This window comes from Pseudoalteromonas sp. J2K-J979, from assembly GCF_058169715.2.
On record NZ_CM200282.1, the window covers coordinates 415,597 to 434,999 of the forward strand.

Here is a 19,403-nt window from a genome sequence, read left to right on the forward strand (position 1 = left end):
AAATCACCTGATAATTTTACAAGTGGGGGCTAAATCTGAACGATTAGATCACCCGCCAAAAACTCTATCGATTTTTCCTGCGTTTTATCGTGTAACACTTGGTCGTGCTGATTAAATGTTATAGTGTAGCAATATTGTTAGTCCTACGATGATGTTATGCTTTCTCTTTCTCACCTTCAATTTCATTGGCCAAAACAAAGCGAGCCAGTAATCGATATTTCACAACTGGATATTGCCCAAGGCGAACAAGTTTTTATTTATGGTCCAAGTGGCAGTGGCAAATCAAGTTTGCTTTCATTACTTGCAGGGATCAATGTTCCAAGCCGAGGCGAAATCTGTTTATTGGGTCAGCCATTCAGTCAGTTAAGCGCAAAAAAACGCGACAGTTTTCGGGCTGATCATCTAGGCTATATTTTTCAGAATTTCAATTTAATTAACTATCTAAGCCCAATTGAAAATGTCACCTTGGCCACTGCTTTCTCAAAAAAACGCGCCATGCAAGCCATTGCGCAAGATGGCTCAATTTATCACAGTGCCACACGATTATTAACCGCCCTAGAGCTCCCCGAGCCGTATTGGCAACAGTCAGTTATGTCGCTCAGTATTGGCCAGCAGCAGCGAGTTGCCGCTGCACGCGCCTTGATTGGTGCTCCCGAAATCATTATTGCGGATGAACCAACATCGGCACTCGATACCGATAATCGAGAGCGATTTATTGAGTTATTGTTTCAAGAAGCGAACAAACACTGCACGACAATTGTATTTGTCAGCCACGATTTAAGTTTAGCGCCGCTATTTTCTCGCAGTCTTGATATAACCAGCCTGGCTGAAGCAGGAGTGGCTCTATGATTTTATTCAAACTTGCAAGGCTTAGTATTGCCAATCGAAAAAGCAGCGCATTATTGTGTTTATTCACCATTGCAGTCAGTGTAATGTTGTTACTGAGTATTGAGCGTATTCGCATCGAAGCCAAAGCCAGTTTTAGCAATACAATATCTGGCACAGATTTAATTGTTGGAGCGCGAAGCGGCGCCACGGAGCTTTTGCTCGCCTCTGTTTTTCGAATCGGTCACACCACCAATATGGTGAGCTGGCAAAGCTATCAACAAATAAAACAACAACGCGGGGTCAAGTGGACGATCCCTATCTCGTTGGGTGACTCCCATCGAGGTTACGCTGTACTTGGCACCTCATTGGATTATTTTGAGCATTATCGTTATGCCAAAAAGCAATCGCTCGATATCAAGCACGGTCGCTTATTTGCTCAGCCAACAGAAGTAGTGTTAGGGGCTTTAGTTGCTAAAGAGCTTGGTTATCAACTCGGGCAGGAAATTGTGGTTTCACATGGCGCTGGCAATACCAGTTTCCATCACCACGATGCGCATCCTTTTACCATTGTGGGCATTTTAGCTGCGACAGGCACTCCGGTTGATAAAACCGTGCATATTCCACTTATTGCTATCGACACTATTCATGATTCACCTTCGTCTCAACAACATGAGCATGAGCATGAGCATGAGCATGAGCATGAGCATGAGCATGAGCATGAGCATGAGCATGAGCAGCTTACCGATTTAGTCGGTCAGCCCAAACAAATCAGTGCTTTTTTAGTCGGATTAAAGTCCCCTGTATTTGCATTACAAGCTCAGCGTAGTATCAATCAATTTAAAGCCGAACCTTTATTGGCGATTTTACCCGGATTCACCCTTAGACAATTATGGCAAATGCTGTCTTTTGTTGAAAAAGCATTATGGCTTATTTCAATCGCAGTGGTGGTGATCAGCCTATTAGGTATGTTAACAACCTTACTCAGCACGCTTAATCAACGCCGTCGGGAGCTTGCGATATTACGTTCCGTTGGTGCAAGACCCAGCCATATTTTTAGCTTACTCAGTTTAGAATCCTTGCTTTTAACAAGCCTTGGGGTGCTTGCTGGTATTCTTGGCTTTTACCTCCTGATCGCACTTTGTTCACCTTATTTACAAAGTGTCGCAGGGATCAGCATCTCGTTAAGTGCGCTATCAGACTATGAAAGTGGTCTGATAGCCAGTATTATTGGTGCCGGATTATGTGTCGGGTTAATTCCTGCTCTGACGGCTTATCGATATTCGTTGGCCGATGGCATGAGTATCAAATTATGAGAATATATATGTCTTTATCGTCTGTTGTAATTAAATTAGTGCTGTTAGTGAACCTTATTTTTAGCACATTCACCTTGGCTCAAGGCCAGCCCAAAGAAATCTACTGGGAAGATTTAATTCCCAAAGGCCATGTGCAAATTGAAGCCAGTACGCAAGCGAATCACGAGGGTACTGAGCAAAACTGGATCCAGCCTGATCTCGACGCTCCTGTTGTACCTGCGCTCAATGGCCAGCTCGTCAGCTTACCTGGTTTTGTGGTCCCACTAGAAGGAGATGATGAAAACATTACTGAGTTTTTACTGGTGCCTTTCTTCGGCGCCTGTATTCATGTTCCCCCTCCGCCACCGAATCAAATAGTCCATGTCATCATTAAAGATGGGGTACCAATTGACAGCCTATATGATGCAATCGTAGTCACAGGCACGTTATCAACCAAAGGCTGGAGTGGCGAGATAGCCCAAGTTGGCTATACCATGAGTGGTATCGGGGTGGCCCCATTTGAGCTTTAGCGGCACTCATTAGACATAAAAAAAGCTAACATGACGTTAGCTTTTTTTATTGCGGTGTGTTTATTCTAAAGGTTGGGCTTGTGCGGGGCATTGATTTTTTGCTGTTTTGTTACCTGATATGTAGGCAAACATCAGGCAAATAAACCCGAACAAGATAAATAGATACCCAATAGGCATTATTTCGTGCTGATTCATATACGCAGAAATAATAAAAAACAAACCATATGCCCAACATCCAATGCCTATTCCACCAAGCAAACCGGCAAAGGCACAACTAAACACAACTTTTGCTTGTGACATAAAAATCCTTTTTATGGTTATCGTAAAGTGCGACGGTCAGTTTCACGTCGATTTTATATAAAAAAGAGCTCGCCTTCTCGTATGTGATCTGCGCTTTTTTGATCCGTAACGCATATCATAATAGAAACACGCTCAGTTAGTAAATGTAAATCTTTATTTCAAACTGAGCTATCAACCCGCATCGGTCAGTAGGTAGCGGCTGGTTCAAGTGTTAATCCACATTGCCCGTCAAGTAAAACGGGGTATTGTTTAGGCGTTACTTCGCAGGTAGACATCATTTTGTTTTCCAGTTGATACTGCATATCTGCTTGTGAATAAGCATTCACTGCGTGTTTTAGCGCTGTTTCATCCGATTGTTCTTTTGAATAGGCTAAGTATTCTTTTGGCCCACCACACGACTTATGACCTGCCGCTATTACTGCGCATGCTGCGACATTGTTTGCCGACTTCACTTCTATTAAATCAAGCACTTGTTGCTTTAAGTGAGCAACTTGCTCTTTGGTCACATTTTTTAGAGGAAGACTCACAACGTCAGCGGGCTCAGCACTGTGTGCAGACACTTTATTATCAAGCGCCTCTGGTTTTGTTAAGCTGGCAGAACTGCTTGGAGCGTTATTCGCGAGTTCTGTTTTATGTGTTTCATTCTGTGTATCACAACCAGTCAATAACATCATGCAAAGTAATGAAGCCGCCATGCAAATAGATCTATTCATTTTTATTCTCGCTTTCTTTGAGTATTAATAAGGCTAAAACCCACCACCGAGTGCTTTATACAAGTAAGTCAGTGAGTTTAACTGTTCATTTTTAGCTTTAACCAACGCGATTTGTGCCGAAAAGAGCTGTCGCTGAGCATCCATTAAATCCAATGAACTCGCCACCCCATTTCGATAACGCAATTGGGCCAAACGTAAATATTCTTTAGAGCTGTAAACTAAACTGCGCTGGGCAGAGAAAATAGCTTTACTACTTGCAAAGGCAGCTAGACTATTGCTCACGTCATGCAAAGCCATTAATACGCTGTGTTCATAGTTAAGTTGCGCTTGATACGCTCGCTGTTCGGCCGCAGATAAATGAGCGCTATTTTTTCCTGCATTAAAAATTGGTGCCGTGATATCAAGACCCAATTGCCAGTTAAACGCATTGCGTGACACGATACTGCTCAATGTATCACTTTGTCCACCCAGTTCTGAAGTTAAGCTAAAATCAGGCCAAAGCCCTGCTTCAGCAATCCCCACTTCAGCCGTCGCTGCATGCCATTCCAATTTTGCTTTTTGTACATCAGGACGTCGCATTAACAAATGGCTCGATACATGAACAGGTAACTCTGTTGGCATGTATTGAGTCACCAAACCGTTTCCACCCGATACCTGAGTGATATTTGAGCCAACGAGTAACGTTAAATTATTCAGTGCCTGTTGCTTGGCAAGCATTAAGCGTGGCACATTCACCTTGGCAGATTCTAACTCAACCTCAGCTTGTCGTTGTTCTAACCCTGAAATAACTCCGGCATTTTTGCGTAACCGAGCTAAATCGAGTTCTTTCCTGCGGATTAGGATAGTGTTTTCACTGATGCTTAACTCTTCTTCTATTCCTTTTAAGTCAAAAAACTGTTCCGCTACTCGTGCAATGAGAGACAATTCGATGGCTTGTCGAGCTTGTTTTACCGCACCATACTGCGCCAAAGAGGCTTCTCTAGTACGTTGCTCTTTGCCAAAAAAATCAAGTTCCCAGGCAATAACACCATTTAATTCAACATTATTGGCGGTGCTGGCATTGTTACCGCTTCTTTCAAAGGTCGACTCAATTGCTAAGTTTGGCCATATGCTCGCTTTGGCCATGTGGTTGTTGTACATGCTTTCGATAATTTTGGCTTGAGCAATTTTCAAGTCATAATTATTTTCAAGCGCCTTTGAGATCAATATTTGTAAATGAGGATCGCGATAAATCTGTTGCCAGGTAGGTAAGGTGATCTGTTCAGCGGCTGATTCCGGCAGTGTAATTTGTGGTGATTCAAATGGCGTATCTGCATCAAAATCAGGCCCTAATGTGCAACCTGTTAGGCTTAAACACACAACTGCTTTCACTAGCACTAACTGCGTCGCTCGTTTAAACATGATTATTGCCCTCATGGTTGACTAAACGCTGTTTCACAAACCGAGCGGCGGTAATAAAGAATAACGGCACTAAAATAATACCCAATGAACTAGCCAACACCATTCCACCTAAAATAGGCATCGAAATCGACTGACGACTGACGGCTCCTGGCCCGACAGATAAGACTAGCGGCAACACTCCTAAGATAAATGAGGCTGCCGTCATTAAGATGGGCCGAAAACGAGATTGAGCCGCTAAAATGGCCGCATCACGTGCACTTTTTCCTTGTTGATACAATTGATTAGCAACCTCAACAATCAATATTGAGTTTTTTGCCGCTAAGCCAATTAAAGCAATAAATGCAACTTGAAAGAAGAGATTATTCTCGTGGCCAGTCAACCAGACTAACGCGCTAGCGCCAAGCATAGCAATGGGGCTAATTAACAGTACAGCCAGTGGTAGCGTCCAGCTTTCATACAAAGCTGCTAAAAATAAAAATACAAACACAAAGGCCAGCACTAAAGCCATACTCAATTGCCCTGAAGAGCGAATTTCTTGTAAAGTCAACCCGGTCCATTCATAGCCAATTCCAAGCGGGAGAAGTTGAGCTTCTTGCTCAATCGCGCGAATGACATCACCACTTGCATAACCCGGAGCGGCCGACACATTGACTGTTGTACTAGTAAACATGTTATAGCGACTGATAGATGAAGGGCCCGTGACTAGCTCAAGTTTAGCGAGTACATTCATTGGCACCATCGCACCATTAGCACTACGAACATAATACTCATTTAAATTTTCTGGACGTTCTCGAAACGCCGATTCAGCTTGCATTTTTACGCGATAGACTCGGCCATACAAATTAAAATCGTTAATGGTTGAAGAGCCCGTTAGGACTTTCATTGTGCTGTACACATCCGATAAGGGGACCTCAAGGGCTTTGGCTTTTTCGCGATCAACAGCCAAATATAGCTGCGGCACTTCACCTTTTAAGGCACTGCTTGCTTTGGCTATTTCGGGTCGTTGATTCAGTGCTTCAAGCAATTGCGAACGCGCTTCTAGTAGGCCTGCCCAGTTGGCTCCTGTTCTATCTTGCAAAGCAAATTCAACCCCTGAGCCTGACCCTACTCCAGCTATGGCTGATGGTTGAAAGACCGAAAACTCAGCACTGGGAATACGTTGTAACTGCTGATTAATAGCTGCCATCACCGAATCCAGCGTGTAGTTATTCGGCTCTCGCTCCGCCCACGATTTTAATACGACTTCAAATTGACCATTGGCTTGCGCTGAGCCACCACGGCGATTTTCACCAGCAAGAGAAAAAGAAAACGCCACCGCGGGGTGAGCGAGAATAACTTCGTTTGCTTGATCAATTATGCGGTTGGTGCGTGTCACTGTTGCGGCATCGGGTAAACTTACATCAATAAAGAAACGCCCTTGATCTTCTTGGGGCATAAAGCTCGCAGGCAATTGTTTAAATAACAGCCCAGCGGCAACCACCAGTAGAATAAACACTAAATAGCTTCGCTTTGCAGCCTGACAAGTAAGCATTACTATCGCGGTATAACGCTCACCTAACGTTGCTAATGTTCGGTTAAACAACTGGAAAACTCGATTTGGTTTTGAAGGCGCATTTTTTAATAACAGTGCACATAAAGCAGGGCTCAAAGTAAGCGCCACTAGCGTTGAAATCAACACAGCAACCGTAATTGAGATGGCAAATTCACGGTACATAATACCGGTGATCCCAGCTAAAAATGAAACCGGCACAAACACGGCTGCCAGCACTAATGAAGTCGCAATGAGTGCCCCACTTAGCTCAGTCATGGCCTGCTTGGTCGCAGAAACTGCATCAAGTTTTTGTTCACTCATCAAGCGCTCGACGTTTTCGACCACGACAATCGCATCATCAACGACAATCCCTATCGCAAGTACTAATGCCAATAAACTAATCGTATTAATAGTGAAGCCAAATAACGCTAACGCGACAAAGGTCCCTACTATAGATACAGGTACGGCAATCGCTGGGATCAGTGTCGTGCGCCAATTTTGTAAGAATAAATACACCACCAAGATCACAAGGATCAAGGCTTCGACTAAGGTAACAATGACTTCCGAAATCGATAATTTGATAAATTCTGACGCATCGAAGAATACTTGCCAATGCAAACCTTGTGGAAAAGAGCGAGCCAGATCGGCCATCACTGCTTTGACGTTTTTCGTCACGTCTAAGGCGTTGGCTCCAGGCAGCATAAACACTTGTAAAATTGTGGCATTATCGCCATTCAGTTTAGATTGCAATGTATAGGCAGACGAACCAAGCTCAATGCGAGCGACATCCCTTAAACGGATCATTGAACCATCAGCGCTCACTCGCACCATGATATTTTTAAAATCTTCAACTTTATTAAAACGCCCTTGAGCGCTAACAGGAAATGTTAACTTAATACTGTCGTCACTGGGCTGTGCGCCAATTTCACCCGCTGCAGCTTCTTTATTTTGCTCTTTAATCGCATCGCTGACATCCGTCACTGTTAACCCATATCCCGCCATTAAATCCGGTCGAAGCCAAACACGCATCGAATAACTACGCGAGCCCGTGTTTCTAACACGCCCGACACCCGGAATACGTTTGAGAGCAGCTTCTATATTAATCGTGGCGTAATTACTGAGGTATATTTCATCGTACTTAGTATCACTGGATGTTAATGCTAATTTGAGTAATTCAACTGAGCTATCTTTAGAGACTGTAACCCCTTCCGTTTGGACATCAACGGGTAAATTACTGCCCGCTTGGCTTGCCGTATTTTGTACATCAACTGAGGCGAGATCGATATCAGTGCCCACTTCAAATGTGATGGTGACATTACTACTGCCTGAGTTCGTGGCTTTTGAACTCATGTAAAGCATATTGGCAGTGCCATTGAGTTCTTGCTCCAGCGGCACAGCCACTGACTCCGAGGCCGTCGTTGCCGTAGCGCCAGGAAACGATGCTGATACTTTCACCGCGGGCGGCGCAATATCTGGATATTGGTCAATCGGTAAAGTCAGTACAGAAACCAAACCACATAACACAATGACCAACGAAATAACCGCCGCAAATACGGGGCGTTTTATGAAAAAATGAGAAAACATCTTACGCTCCTTGAACGACTGACTGCTCAGCCGGAGAAGCCTGTTGCTTGAGTTGTTTTTGCTTGATGTGCTGCGCTTGATCTATAGCGTTTACAGTTTGACCATGGCGAGCGCGATGTAATCCTTCAATAACAATGCGCTCTCCTTCTTTCAAACCTGAACTCACAACCAGACCATGTTCACCATAATTTTCGATAATAATAAAGCGGCGCTCAATCGTATCATTTGGCAGCACCACCATCACATATACCCCACCTTGCTCTGCTTGGGTGGTTTCTTCTGGGATCACCACCACATCACTGAGTTGACTCAGTTTGATGCGTGCTTTTGTATATTGACCTGGTAACAATTCACTATCAGGGTTAGGCAATACAGCGCGCACCTGAAAAGTCCCTGTTTTGGGGTTTACTTTAGGATCGGTAAAACTGACATCCCCCCAATAGCGATACTCTGTATCATCCGGTAATGTAATGCGAACAAACCCTTCTAGTGCCTTGCCTTTTTTGTCTGCGCTATCTTGTTCTAATAAGCTGGTCATGCGCCGTCTGGCATTCAAGTAATCAAGGGACGACATATTAAAATTGACAAAAATCGGGTTGATTTGACGAATAGTGGTTAACAATGACAGACCACCAGTGCCGACTAACGCACCTAAATCGGCTTCTGAGCGGCCAATCATACCACTGATAGGCGCTTTAATTTGTGTGTAACTGAGTTCCAATTCTGCTTGTTGTAACTCAGCTTCAGTAGCCATCACTGTAGCTTGAGCTTGTTCTTTAGCAGAAAGGGCGTTATCGAAATCAAGTTGACTGGCGGCATCTTGCTGATATAACGGCTCAAGGCGAATGACATCGCGTTTAGCTTTCTCAAATGCAGCTTTATCTTTTTCAAGTGCCGCTGCGACACGATTTAGCTTCGCTTTATATGGTCGGTCATCAATTTGGTATAACAAATCACCTTCATCGACCCAACTGCCTTCTACAAATTCAACTTTTTCAACAAAGCCTGTAATACGAGCCCGTACTTCAACATCGAGAGAGGCCTTAGTGCGTGCCACATAATGACCATAAATAGGGATATGTTGCTTTTTAGCGGTAATTGTTACCACTTCAATGGCCTGTGGAGGGGTGATTGGTTCTTGACATCCGCTGAGCCACAAACACATCAACACGCCCATACAAAGTCTATTCAACCAGACCATTTCACCATCCTTTATTTGAAATTAACGCACCACAGTGCACGTTGTTGTGCACTATTTTTCGTATAAATTAGCATAAGTTATCGAGTTAAATAATAAAAAATTTTCATAAACACTAAACTAGGAGAGAATTAAAAACACAACTGCAGAACAAAAATGAATAAATCAGGAACTAAGGGACCGACTGAGTACTAACCGCCTTTAACTAATCGGCACAATACAATTTATCATCCGCAAGCTGTATCGTTTAAAATCTTCAGCAGAAGAGATGGTACGTGGCATATCTTTGGCTATGCGCGATTTACACATTTTGGTAAAATCTTGAGCACGGCGGGTACAACTTTTATAAATCGAGTTAGAGTCTGTCATTCCTGCTTTTTCGTAACACAAGCTCTCTTGTTTTTGCGCGGCATGATCAAGGACCTCTTCACGGGTCGCTGGCTTGGTATGTAGATTAGTAAAATTATAAGCATTAGAGTTACTGGCATAACCCGCATAAAATGCACCAACCATCATCACCGATACCATTAACACCTGTTTCATGTCACCTCCTTGTAATCTACCTTAGCTATCCAAAGCAATATTGGTGCAATATATTGACCCCATTTCGAACAAAAAACAAGAGGGATTCAGCCAAAAGTATTACATTCTATTACACGAGTTGGCAGCTTGGGCAAAATACCGTACTGCGTTGGCCCAATCGGATCTCTTCAATCGTACTGCCACACGCCACACACGCTTGACCTTTTCGGCCGTAAATTTTCAGTTCTTGGGCAAAGTAACCGGGTTTCCCATCAGACTGAGCAAAATCTTTTAAAGTGGTGCCACCTTGGGTAATGGCTTTTTGAAGTGTGCGTTTAATTATTGGCACCAAACGTTCAAATTGGGAAAATATCAACATGCCCGATGGCGTTTGCGGATGGATGCGCGCTTCAAATAACGATTCATTTGCATAAATATTACCAACTCCCACCACATATTTGTTATCCATAATAAATTGTTTAATGGGCACTTTTTTATTCTGCGCTTGGGCAAACAAATATGGCGCATCAAATTCATCGGTGAGCGGTTCGGGTCCCAGTTTAGCAAATACACTATGCAACTCCCCCGGTGCTTGCCATAAACAAGCGCCAAAACGACGTGGATCATTAAGGCGAAGTGCTAAGCCTGTTTCGATTTCAATTTCTATGTGATCATGTTTTTTTAGCGGCTCATCTTTTGCCACCACCCGTAAATTTCCCGACATACCTAAGTGCAAAATGACCGAACCAATCTCGGTGTTCAACGATAAATATTTGGCACGACGCGCTACACTTTGAATCACATGCCCATCAATTGAGCGCACTTCCTCTGGCACAGGCCAGCGCAATGTTGGATGATTAATTTTCACTGCGGTGACAATTTTTCCTGTCAAATGTGGCGCAATGCCCATTCGACTGACTTCAACTTCGGGTAACTCAGGCATCAGATTATAAACTCATAAAAGGGAATAGTTGCGCAACTAAAGCAGGCTCAAGGATAAACCAACGCTGCTGATGTTGATCAAGTAAATAAAAGTGTTGTTCGACAATGACCAGTTGAAACACTGAAGCTTGGGCTTGGCCCGCAAACCACACAGTCACAGCAGATCGCGCACCATTTAATTTAAGGGCACTTTGCAGCGGGCTGACATCACTCACTAATTGTGCGTGTGTCTGTTGCCAGTTTAAGACTAATTGCGCTAGCTGTTCCGGCTGATGAGATTGCTCATTCAGCTTCATTAAATCGGTGGCACGCCAAGTTGTGCCTATACGTTCAATTTTCAGCTCTGGATACGCCATGGTCAGCACAAAACTCTGGACTGGGAAAATCGCTTGAACCGCCTGACTCTCATCGGATTTCAGAAGCTTATGATGCAAACCATTAAATAAAAAAATCATCAATAACATGGCAAAAATGATCACATTATTCCAACCAGTTCGACTCAAACGCATAAAACTGTCCTGTTACTTACTTGTTGCCAGTGTAACCAAAAGCCCGCTTAAATGGCAGGCTTAATCGTTTTTCGAGTAAATGGTAATAAAATCTTATTTTTGGTTATAGGCTTATAGTTAATAATTTTGCTAAAATGCGGCAAAATTTTGTTGGAGTGTTCAATATGTCAATGTATGTAGTGGGTCATAAAATCCCAGATTCGGATTCTATTTGTGGTGCAATCGCACTCGCATATTTAAAAAATCAAATCGGCGAGCCAGCTATCGCCTCTCGTTTAGGTGAATTATCACCTGAAACCGCGTTTATTCTTGAAAAGTTTGGCTTTGACGCCCCTGAGCTAAAAATGAGCTATGCTGGCGAAGATGTCTACATCGTTGACCACTCAGAAATCACACAAGCCCCTGATGACATCAGCGAAGCTACTATTGTTGGTATTGTTGATCACCATAAACTCGGTGACTTAACCACTTCGACTCCTCTCGAGTGTTGGATCCGTCCGGTAGGTTGTAGCAATACAATTATTAAAATGATGTATGACTTTTACAACGTTACGATCCCAAAAGAAATTGCCGGTATCATGATGTGCGCGATTTTAAGTGATACAGTTATTTTCAAATCGCCAACGTGCACCACCGCTGATATCAAGTGTGTTGAAGCACTTGCTGAAATTGCCGGCATTGACGATTTCAAAGCGTTAGGTATGGAAATGTTTAAAGTAAAATCAGCGGTTGAAGGCACCCCTGCACGTGATCTTGTGATGCGCGATTTTAAAGATTTCAACATGAATGGTCATCTAGTGGGCATTGGTCAGCTTGAAGTGATTGACCTATCAGTATTTGATGACATCAAAGCCGATTTAGAAGCCGACATTGCAAAATTAAAAGCAGAAGGCAATCGTCACTCTGTGTTTTTGTTGTTAACAGACATTATGAAAGAAGGCTCGCAAATTCTCATCGCATCGGATGACGAAAATATTGTTGAACGTGCTTATGGTGTTACACCTGAAGCGGGTCGTGCATGGCTAGACGGCGTACTCAGCCGTAAAAAACAAGTTGTGCCACCTTTGCAAGACGCCTTTGCATAAATCACACTTCCTAGGGTCTCAGCCAAAACGGGCTGACCATGGGTAGCTGTATTAAAAAGTCGAGAAATGCTCGACTTTTTAATGCGTTATGATCACAACACTTTACCCTCCAAGTGATGTTCACAACGGTTACGGCCATTTTGTTTTGCTTGATACAATAACAGATCGGCGCGATTAATCACTTCGTGCACATCTAAATCGTCTGCTTCGATGTTTGTTATGCCAATACTGACTGTAAAATCGATGAGGTGACGATGATGAGATACTGTTAAGCTTGCTACTTTCTCTCGTAGCTTTTCAGCAATTTCGATGGCGTGCGGTAAGTGAGTGTCTGGCAATAACACGATGAACTCCTCCCCACCCCAACGGGAAACAAGATCAGTACTACGTAGTGTGGTTTTAAGCAAACCAGCCAACGCAACTAACACCTGATCACCACCATCATGGCCAAAGTTATCATTGACGGCTTTAAATCGATCAAGATCTAACATCAAAATTGAAAAAACTTGCTGATTACGCTGCCACAATGCGGTCTGTTTCTGCGCCAGCTCTAAAAAGTAACGACGCACAAATAAGCCTGTTAGGCCATCTTCTCGAGCCAGTTGCAGTAAATGATCATTGACTTTAACATTATAACGCACCCATTTTTTTAATCCGATGGCGACTAACACAAAGCCACTCACTTGAAAAACGTCTTCAAAAATTGTCGTTAATAAAGTCGGGTGGTTAAAGACTTCATCTAAAAAATCAGTCAACATCGCAATAAGAATGAGACAAAAACCCAGTGTTAAATATCCGTAGATTTCTTGATTCGCCCGTAATCGACCCAAAGATAATAACGTCACCACTAAGGTGATAAAAATGGCACCTTCTGCCGCAAGGCTCCACCAGTCCAAGTATTCAGTTGTTTCAAATAAAGCCAAATTCACAGCTATAAAAAAAAACGCAAAAATAGCAACAATGATCACACCCAAACGCAGCATAATGATATGTTCTTAGCGATAACGTTTATTAATTGTACACACAAAACAGCCAATTGTAGCGTTAAAGCTCATTATTTTTGCCATTGCTTCCTTCACTTTACTTACTCAAAACTTGCTTGATGATGCCTGCAACCCAAGTGTCCATCAGATAATTGAGGTATTATTCGGCAAAGTCTAATAAAGTTTGACCCGACATCCGATACCCAATCCACTCAGTTTGGGCTACAGCGCCAATCGATTGATAAAACTCGCGCGCGGGAGTATTCCAATCTAAGCAGCTCCACTCAAAACGGCCACAGCCCTTACTGACTGCAATTTTAGCTAGTTGTTTGAGTAATACTTTACCCGCGCCTAACCCGCGCTGTGCTTCTGTTACGTATAAGTCTTCGAGATACAAGCCGGGTTTTGCTAACCACGTGGAATAATTAAAAAAGTAGATCGCCATACCTATAGGCTCGCCGTTTAATTCACAAATCAATGCATTCACATGACTTTGGCTAGCAAACATGCTCTCTTTAATCGTTTGCGCTGTCGCCAATACTTCATGCTCAGCTTTTTCATAAATGGCCAGCTCAGTGACAAAACGTAAAATAGTGCTGGTATCATCAATCACTGCTTGGCGGGTTGTTATCTCGTTCATTGTTATTCCTTAGGCTGGTCGCCTAGATACTAAAAAAAATTCAAGGGGATGCGCCTTCTCATAGCCAGTCTCACCCCATCATTTTGGTACGCAAGCAACGCAAGCCAAGCAGGCAAGTTAGGCTGAGAGCCAACACATACCCCACTAATCCAAGGCTTATCATGCCAAATAAATCAGGCGCTTTCATTAACGTGGTCATTAGAGAGTCTTGGTAATAAAAAAACCATTGGTGTTGGGCAGGAAACACAACCTCATGCAACCAATAAAAAACAGCCGTCGGACCAACCAGCAGTAAACAAAGTAACGCAGACAATCCAACAACACCATAAACATAAAACAAACCAACAGGATTAAATACTGGCAAACGCGCGATTGTTGGCCGTGACTGGCTCCAAAACAGCGGCACGCTCATCATCAACACACTCAGCACAGCACCGCTCAACGCCACTAGGTTAAACCCAGAAATTAAAACCGCGACATCTTTTAAATGCACCACTTCAGCTTCAGTCAGCAAAGGCTGCACACCATAACTGCTGGTAAACGTCAGTTCAGTCAATCCATGTCCTTGCTGATGAATAGCTGCAACGATGCCATTAAACAACTCAACATGCTGCGATTTTGTCAGCTGCTCAAACCCAAGAAAATGGCGGTTTTGTGGCGCAAACTGTGCAATATGATCTGCGATATCCATAACGTCATAAAGAAAATCAAAATGAAACTGCTGCAACCTCATTCCCTGCCAGCCCAACCAGCTGAGACTGATCAACATACCAACGCTGAGCAAAAACCAATACATATTGGCCGCCCAAGCCCCCCCTGCTTTAGCTACACGCGTAGACGTTAAAAATATTGTCATATAATTCAATCAATAAACATAACCTCAGCTATGTTAATCAAAAGCCACCGCAGTAGAAAGGCCTAAGTGAAAGCGAACGTAATTAAGTCATACAAGCCCGTTGTAGAACTAAGCTAAAGCCGAAGACCAAATTAACGGAAAAAGTGGCCACATAGCAGTCTAAGTTCATCCGATTACAACTAACACTTTTTTTAATTTCTAATGTCACCCTAATGCGATGAATGTAAAACAACCACAGCCACACGGTTTTATTCCCTCTGATAGCACAAATGATGCGGTTTATTTAATATGAGTATTGTCTTTCGCGAATGACCTAGTTTATTCATCTATTCGTGACTTTTTTGTAATAATGAAGAGCTATTAATTCACATTTGTTTACAATGTGCTTAACCCTGTTCAGGGCTTTGTTTATCTGGTTTATACGTGTCCAACTAAACTAAATAAATTATAACTGATTGCTTTTCATCCGATTTTTATATTTATTTTTCATCTGATATACGTTTTAGTTCCTCTTTTGTTGCTGTAATTTCAGTACACTCGACGTCGATTAGTGCCTAACTTGCCTTAGGTGAAATCAAAAACAACAAATATATCAAGGGAATAATAAATGAAATTAACAACCGTTTCATTGGCGCTGGCTTTAGCCGTGCCTTCAGTGGTTAACGCTTTTGAGTTGTTGCCATTAAAAGACGTGCGTGAGCAGGTTCGTTTTATTGAGTTGACTGACGCTGAAAAAGTCAACTTAGTTGAACAGGCACAACTCGTACTAGAGCAGATTTACGTCAATCAGCATCAAAAAAACGAATATTATGGAATCTCACCGACGGCTGATGGCCATTTAGATCCGATTAAGACCATTAATGACATCGCTGCCAATGTGACTAATCTATCGACTGCGCAACTACATACTCAGCTGAGCCAGCTGTTTATTTCGCAACGTGATTTACATTTAAACTACACATTGCCAGCGCCATTTGGCGAACATCAAAGCTATTTACCCTTCAGCTTTGATCGGATCACCCACAATGGTGACGAATTTTCTGTGGCACTTAGCAGTGTTTGGGGCTCGTTTGCGGCACGCTTTCCTGATCAGCCCGTTCCACAGGTTGGTGATTTAGTGGTGGCTTATCAGGGTCAGCCAATTGCCCAAGCCGTGAAAAGTCGTCAAGCAAAAAGTGCCGGGGCGAACCCGTATGCTGGTTTTGCACGTACACTCAATGATATGCGATTTAAAAGCCATCGTTCGACTACATTACCGCAAGATGATACGGTGACGGTTAGCTTTCAGTCAGCAACTACCGGTGAATTGTACGATGTTACCGTAGACTGGTTGCTGTATCACCCGGTTAAAATTGGCGGGGCACTCAATGCTGTTAATGTCTCTGAAACAGCACAAAATGACAGCGCTAGCAATTTATCAACGTTGAACTCTGAAGCCGACGAATTACTGAAAATTTTACCTGCTTCTGCCAAAACGCAAAGCTACTATGATGGCTTTGAATTAGCCCGTAAAGCTGAAATAAAAATGGGTGAAATTGCGGCTTCGCCAGTCAGTGCTTGGCCAGCGAATAACCGTGCAGCTGGTGGTGCGTATTACTTCGATACCTTGGCCTATAAAGGCCAAACCATTGGTTATTTAAATATCAGTACCTTTGCTCCACAGCTAAATTGGGTCAATGAGTTATTTGGTATTCGTGATGTGGTCGCTGCCGCTCAAAACACCACCGACGCCTTGGTTATTGATGTACGAAATAATGGTGGGGGTTATGTCTTTTTGTCTGAAATGCTCCCGCAATTATTTATCCCACAAGAAACCAAAGCCCACGATTACCGCTTATTAAATTCGCCGTTAAATCAATATATTTACACGCAAACGGCTTATGGACAAAGCGAACCTGAGTTTGCCGCTGCGTTAGCTGAAGTCGCTGGTACAGATGCAAAGTACTCACGCAGTGTACCTCTGACACCTTCGTTTTATGCCAATTCATTTAAACAAGTGTACAGCAAACCCGTGGCCGTTCTGAGTAATGCTCGCAGCTATTCTGCAACTGATTTATTTGTGTGTGGAATGCAAGATAATGATGCAGCCGTGATTTATGGTGAAGATCCGCAAACAGGTGCAGGTGGTGCGTCGGTACGCAGTCATAGCAGTTTTATAGCTGATTTTGGTGCCCCCTTTACTGCGTTACCCCAAGATATTTCGATCCGTTCTTCCTACATGCAAACCGTGCGTTTTGGTCACCATGCAGGTCAGTTAATTGAAGATTACGGCTGTATTGCCGATGTGCGAGTAGATCGTACCCAAGCAGATATCGTGACACGTAATCAAACCCAACAAGAAAAAGTATTGGATGGGTTGTTGTCACAAACTAAAGCACGCGCAAGTGGGACTGCAATTGCTGCAGATGCATCAGGTCTGGCTGTCACTGCAGAGCAGTTGCTGTTGCCTGTTCGCATGAAAAACACTGGTTTAGTGCGTATTTCAGTCGCATCGAGTTTATTTGTTGAGCCGATCACTTTAGCCACCCAATACGTAGGTGTGTACGGTAACGAGCGAGTTTACAACCTGCAATTACCTGCTGAACTGGCAGGTTTAAAAGGTTCGGCCACCTACTTGTTCCTAGAAGGATTAGATGAAGGTAAACAGCCGCTCTGGAACACCAAACAATTATTACGCATTAACTAACGTTTTATTTTTGTGATCTCCTAACAACAAAGCGCCTAATAGGGCGCTTTTTTCTTGTTTCCTTTTAAATCTGCCTTTATTACCTCATTTCTTAACAAGCAATAATGAGCGTGGTACACTTTTGCCCGCGACGACCAGCCCCCCAGAAAGTCTCTCAGAACTGCAGTTTGATTAGGTTTTAAGCATGAAGTATTGGTGCCCTCCCCTAATTTAATCCCCCTGAAGACTTGGTCTCGCCTAAGCACGTTAAACCATGCAACGACTCAGTCAACGCGACACACGTGATAACGTAAACTGCATAACTTAATTTTTTTATTTATTTGGAGACGTCGATGGGTCAAACATTCAAAGTACCCCATACCTTGATTTTATTGCTCGGTATGATGGTAGTTGCCCTCTTTGCTACTTGGTTAGTGCCACAGGGCTTTTTTGAAACGAGCTTAACTGAATCTGGCCGTGAAATGGTCGTTGCAGGAACCTATCAAACGGTTGCTGAACGCCATTATTTGACACCTTGGGATTTACTCAAAGCCATTCCTCGTGCATTCGCCGCAGCGCAAGATGTGATCTTTTTTGTATTAATCGTTGGTGGGGTCCTTGCTATTGCTCGTGCCACCGGAACGGTTGATGCGTTAATTGGTCGTTTGTTAGAGCGCCATGGTAGCAAACCACAACGCCTAATTTTTATGGTGGTGTTCTGTTTTGCTTTAGCCTCAAGCAGCATTGGCACAGCAGGAGAATATATCCCCTTTGTGTTAATTTTGGTGGCCTTGTGTAAAGCGATGCGTCTCGATGCCATGACGGCTGTCGGGATGATTGTTGCCGGATATGGTATCGGTTATGGCGTATCAGCATTCAACCCTTTTACAGTGCTTATTGCACAACAAATTGCTGAAATTCCGGTTTATTCTGGTTTATGGTTACGCTTTGCTATTTTTGTACCGTTTGTGTTAATTGGTTTTCACCACGTTTGGCAATATGCCAAAAAGGTCTCTGACGATCCGAGCAAGTCAATGATGGTTGGCGTACCTTGTCCGTTAGCTGGTCAAGAGCAACCAAGCTACCCCCAACTTGAAACTCGACATAAATTAATTCTAGGTAGCTTTATAATTACCTTAACAATTGCTGTGTGGGGCATCGCGACCCAAGGTTGGTACTTGTACGAGCTGGGCGGCGTTTTCATTGCATGGGGTGCTGTTATTGCTGTATTAGGGCGCTTAAGTGCTGACGAAACCGCCAATCGTTTTATCGAAGGGGTGTCTGATTTGGTCACGACTGCAATATTGATTGGTGTTGCCCGAGGCATTGCCCTTATTTTAGAAGATGGTCAGATCCTTCATTCATTAGTGCATGGGATGTCTTTACCACTTTCATATGTAAGCGCTGAAATTTCTGCAATTGGTATGCTTGTCATTCAAACAGTGCTCAATACTTTCATTCCATCAGGCTCTGGTCAAGCCTATGTCACAATGCCGTTAATGGCACCTTTAGGTGATTTAGTCGGTGTGCCGCGTCAAGTGGCTGTGTTAGCGTATCAATTTGGTGATGGTTTCTCTAACATGATTATCCCTACCAATGCGGTACTGATGGGTATTTTAGGAATGGCCGGTGTACCTTATGGTCATTGGTTCCGCTTCTGTTTACCGCTGTTGCTAAAATTAATGCTCGCTGCTTCAATCGTATTAGTCCTTGCGGTGATGTTTGGCTATGGATTAGACGTCCAACCGACGGCAGTGACGGGGTAATATCACTTTCAATAATAAAAAAGCGCCCTAAGGCGCTTTTTTATTGCAAATTCAAGGT

The 19,403-nt window shown here is 43.3% G+C and carries 16 protein-coding genes and 1 pseudogene; 6 read left to right on the forward strand and 11 right to left on the reverse strand.

Going from position 1 to position 19,403, the window contains the following annotated elements; translation table 11 throughout:
* Positions 1-156: 156 nt before the first annotated feature.
* From AC3KVK_RS18325 to AC3KVK_RS18335, 3 genes are read left to right on the forward strand one after another with little or no spacing between them, the layout of a single operon-like run.
* Positions 157-849, forward strand: coding sequence for an ATP-binding cassette domain-containing protein (locus tag AC3KVK_RS18325; RefSeq protein ID WP_490310209.1), 693 nt, complete (start codon positions 157-159; stop codon positions 847-849).
* On the forward strand, positions 846-2,141 hold the full coding sequence (locus AC3KVK_RS18330) for an ABC transporter permease (protein WP_490310208.1): 1,296 nt from the start codon (positions 846-848) through the stop codon (positions 2,139-2,141). Before AC3KVK_RS18325 ends, AC3KVK_RS18330 begins: the two co-directional genes overlap by 4 nt.
* 8 nt (positions 2,142-2,149) lie before the next feature.
* Positions 2,150-2,650: a DUF3299 domain-containing protein gene (locus tag AC3KVK_RS18335; protein WP_490310207.1), complete on the forward strand. Its 501-nt coding sequence runs from the start codon at positions 2,150-2,152 to the stop codon at positions 2,648-2,650.
* A 60-nt stretch (positions 2,651-2,710) separates the two neighbouring features.
* Here AC3KVK_RS18335 and AC3KVK_RS18340 read toward each other — a convergent pair whose 3' ends face one another.
* The 8 genes from AC3KVK_RS18340 to AC3KVK_RS18375 form a co-directional block, all read right to left on the reverse strand.
* Positions 2,711-2,950 carry a hypothetical protein gene (locus AC3KVK_RS18340; protein WP_490310206.1) on the reverse strand — a complete coding sequence of 80 codons (240 nt, stop codon included), beginning with the start codon at positions 2,948-2,950 and terminating at the stop codon, positions 2,711-2,713.
* 185 nt (positions 2,951-3,135) lie between these two features.
* Positions 3,136-3,663 carry a hypothetical protein gene (locus AC3KVK_RS18345; RefSeq protein ID WP_490310205.1) on the reverse strand — a complete coding sequence of 176 codons (528 nt, stop codon included), beginning with the start codon at positions 3,661-3,663 and terminating at the stop codon, positions 3,136-3,138.
* 33 nt (positions 3,664-3,696) lie between these two features.
* Positions 3,697-5,064, reverse strand: coding sequence for an efflux transporter outer membrane subunit (locus tag AC3KVK_RS18350; RefSeq protein ID WP_490310204.1), 1,368 nt, complete (start codon positions 5,062-5,064; stop codon positions 3,697-3,699).
* The gene (locus AC3KVK_RS18355; protein ID WP_490310203.1) at positions 5,057-8,179 is read right to left on the reverse strand and encodes an efflux RND transporter permease subunit; all 3,123 of its coding nucleotides are present in this window, start codon (positions 8,177-8,179) and stop codon (positions 5,057-5,059) included. The genes AC3KVK_RS18350 and AC3KVK_RS18355 overlap by 8 nt, the downstream gene beginning before the upstream one ends.
* A 1-nt stretch (position 8,180) precedes the next feature.
* Positions 8,181-9,380 (reverse strand): efflux RND transporter periplasmic adaptor subunit, encoded by a 1,200-nt coding sequence (locus AC3KVK_RS18360; RefSeq protein ID WP_490310202.1) that lies wholly within the window; start codon positions 9,378-9,380, stop codon positions 8,181-8,183.
* 198 nt (positions 9,381-9,578) lie between these two features.
* On the reverse strand, positions 9,579-9,920 hold the full coding sequence (locus AC3KVK_RS18365) for a hypothetical protein (protein ID WP_490310201.1): 342 nt from the start codon (positions 9,918-9,920) through the stop codon (positions 9,579-9,581).
* A 109-nt stretch (positions 9,921-10,029) separates the two neighbouring features.
* Positions 10,030-10,842, reverse strand: a complete 813-nt coding sequence (gene mutM, locus AC3KVK_RS18370; protein WP_490310200.1) for a bifunctional DNA-formamidopyrimidine glycosylase/DNA-(apurinic or apyrimidinic site) lyase — start codon at positions 10,840-10,842, stop codon at positions 10,030-10,032.
* Between the two features lie 4 nt (positions 10,843-10,846).
* A complete protein-coding gene (locus AC3KVK_RS18375; RefSeq protein ID WP_490310199.1) occupies positions 10,847-11,350 on the reverse strand; it encodes a hypothetical protein in 504 nt (167 codons plus the stop codon).
* A 164-nt stretch (positions 11,351-11,514) separates the two neighbouring features.
* Here AC3KVK_RS18375 and AC3KVK_RS18380 point away from each other — a divergent pair, with 164 nt between their 5' ends.
* Entirely contained in the window at positions 11,515-12,435 is a 921-nt protein-coding gene (locus AC3KVK_RS18380; protein WP_490310198.1) for a manganese-dependent inorganic pyrophosphatase, read from the forward strand.
* A 92-nt stretch (positions 12,436-12,527) separates the two neighbouring features.
* Here AC3KVK_RS18380 and AC3KVK_RS18385 read toward each other — a convergent pair whose 3' ends face one another.
* The 3 genes from AC3KVK_RS18385 to AC3KVK_RS18395 form a co-directional block, all read right to left on the reverse strand.
* Positions 12,528-13,418: a GGDEF domain-containing protein gene (locus AC3KVK_RS18385; protein WP_490310197.1), complete on the reverse strand. Its 891-nt coding sequence runs from the start codon at positions 13,416-13,418 to the stop codon at positions 12,528-12,530.
* Between the two features lie 160 nt (positions 13,419-13,578).
* Positions 13,579-14,058, reverse strand: coding sequence for a GNAT family N-acetyltransferase (locus tag AC3KVK_RS18390; protein WP_490310196.1), 480 nt, complete (start codon positions 14,056-14,058; stop codon positions 13,579-13,581).
* 70 nt (positions 14,059-14,128) lie between these two features.
* Positions 14,129-14,914 carry a lipoprotein intramolecular transacylase Lit gene (locus tag AC3KVK_RS18395; RefSeq protein WP_490310195.1) on the reverse strand — a complete coding sequence of 262 codons (786 nt, stop codon included), beginning with the start codon at positions 14,912-14,914 and terminating at the stop codon, positions 14,129-14,131.
* A 1,525-nt stretch (positions 14,915-16,439) separates the two neighbouring features.
* Here AC3KVK_RS18395 and AC3KVK_RS18400 point away from each other — a divergent pair.
* Positions 16,440-17,036: pseudogene (locus AC3KVK_RS18400) on the forward strand (S41 family peptidase); the annotation flags it as partial.
* A gap of 896 nt (positions 17,037-17,932) precedes the next feature.
* Entirely contained in the window at positions 17,933-19,345 is a 1,413-nt protein-coding gene (locus AC3KVK_RS18405) for a YfcC family protein (protein ID WP_490310194.1), read from the forward strand.
* Positions 19,346-19,403 lie beyond the last annotated feature (58 nt).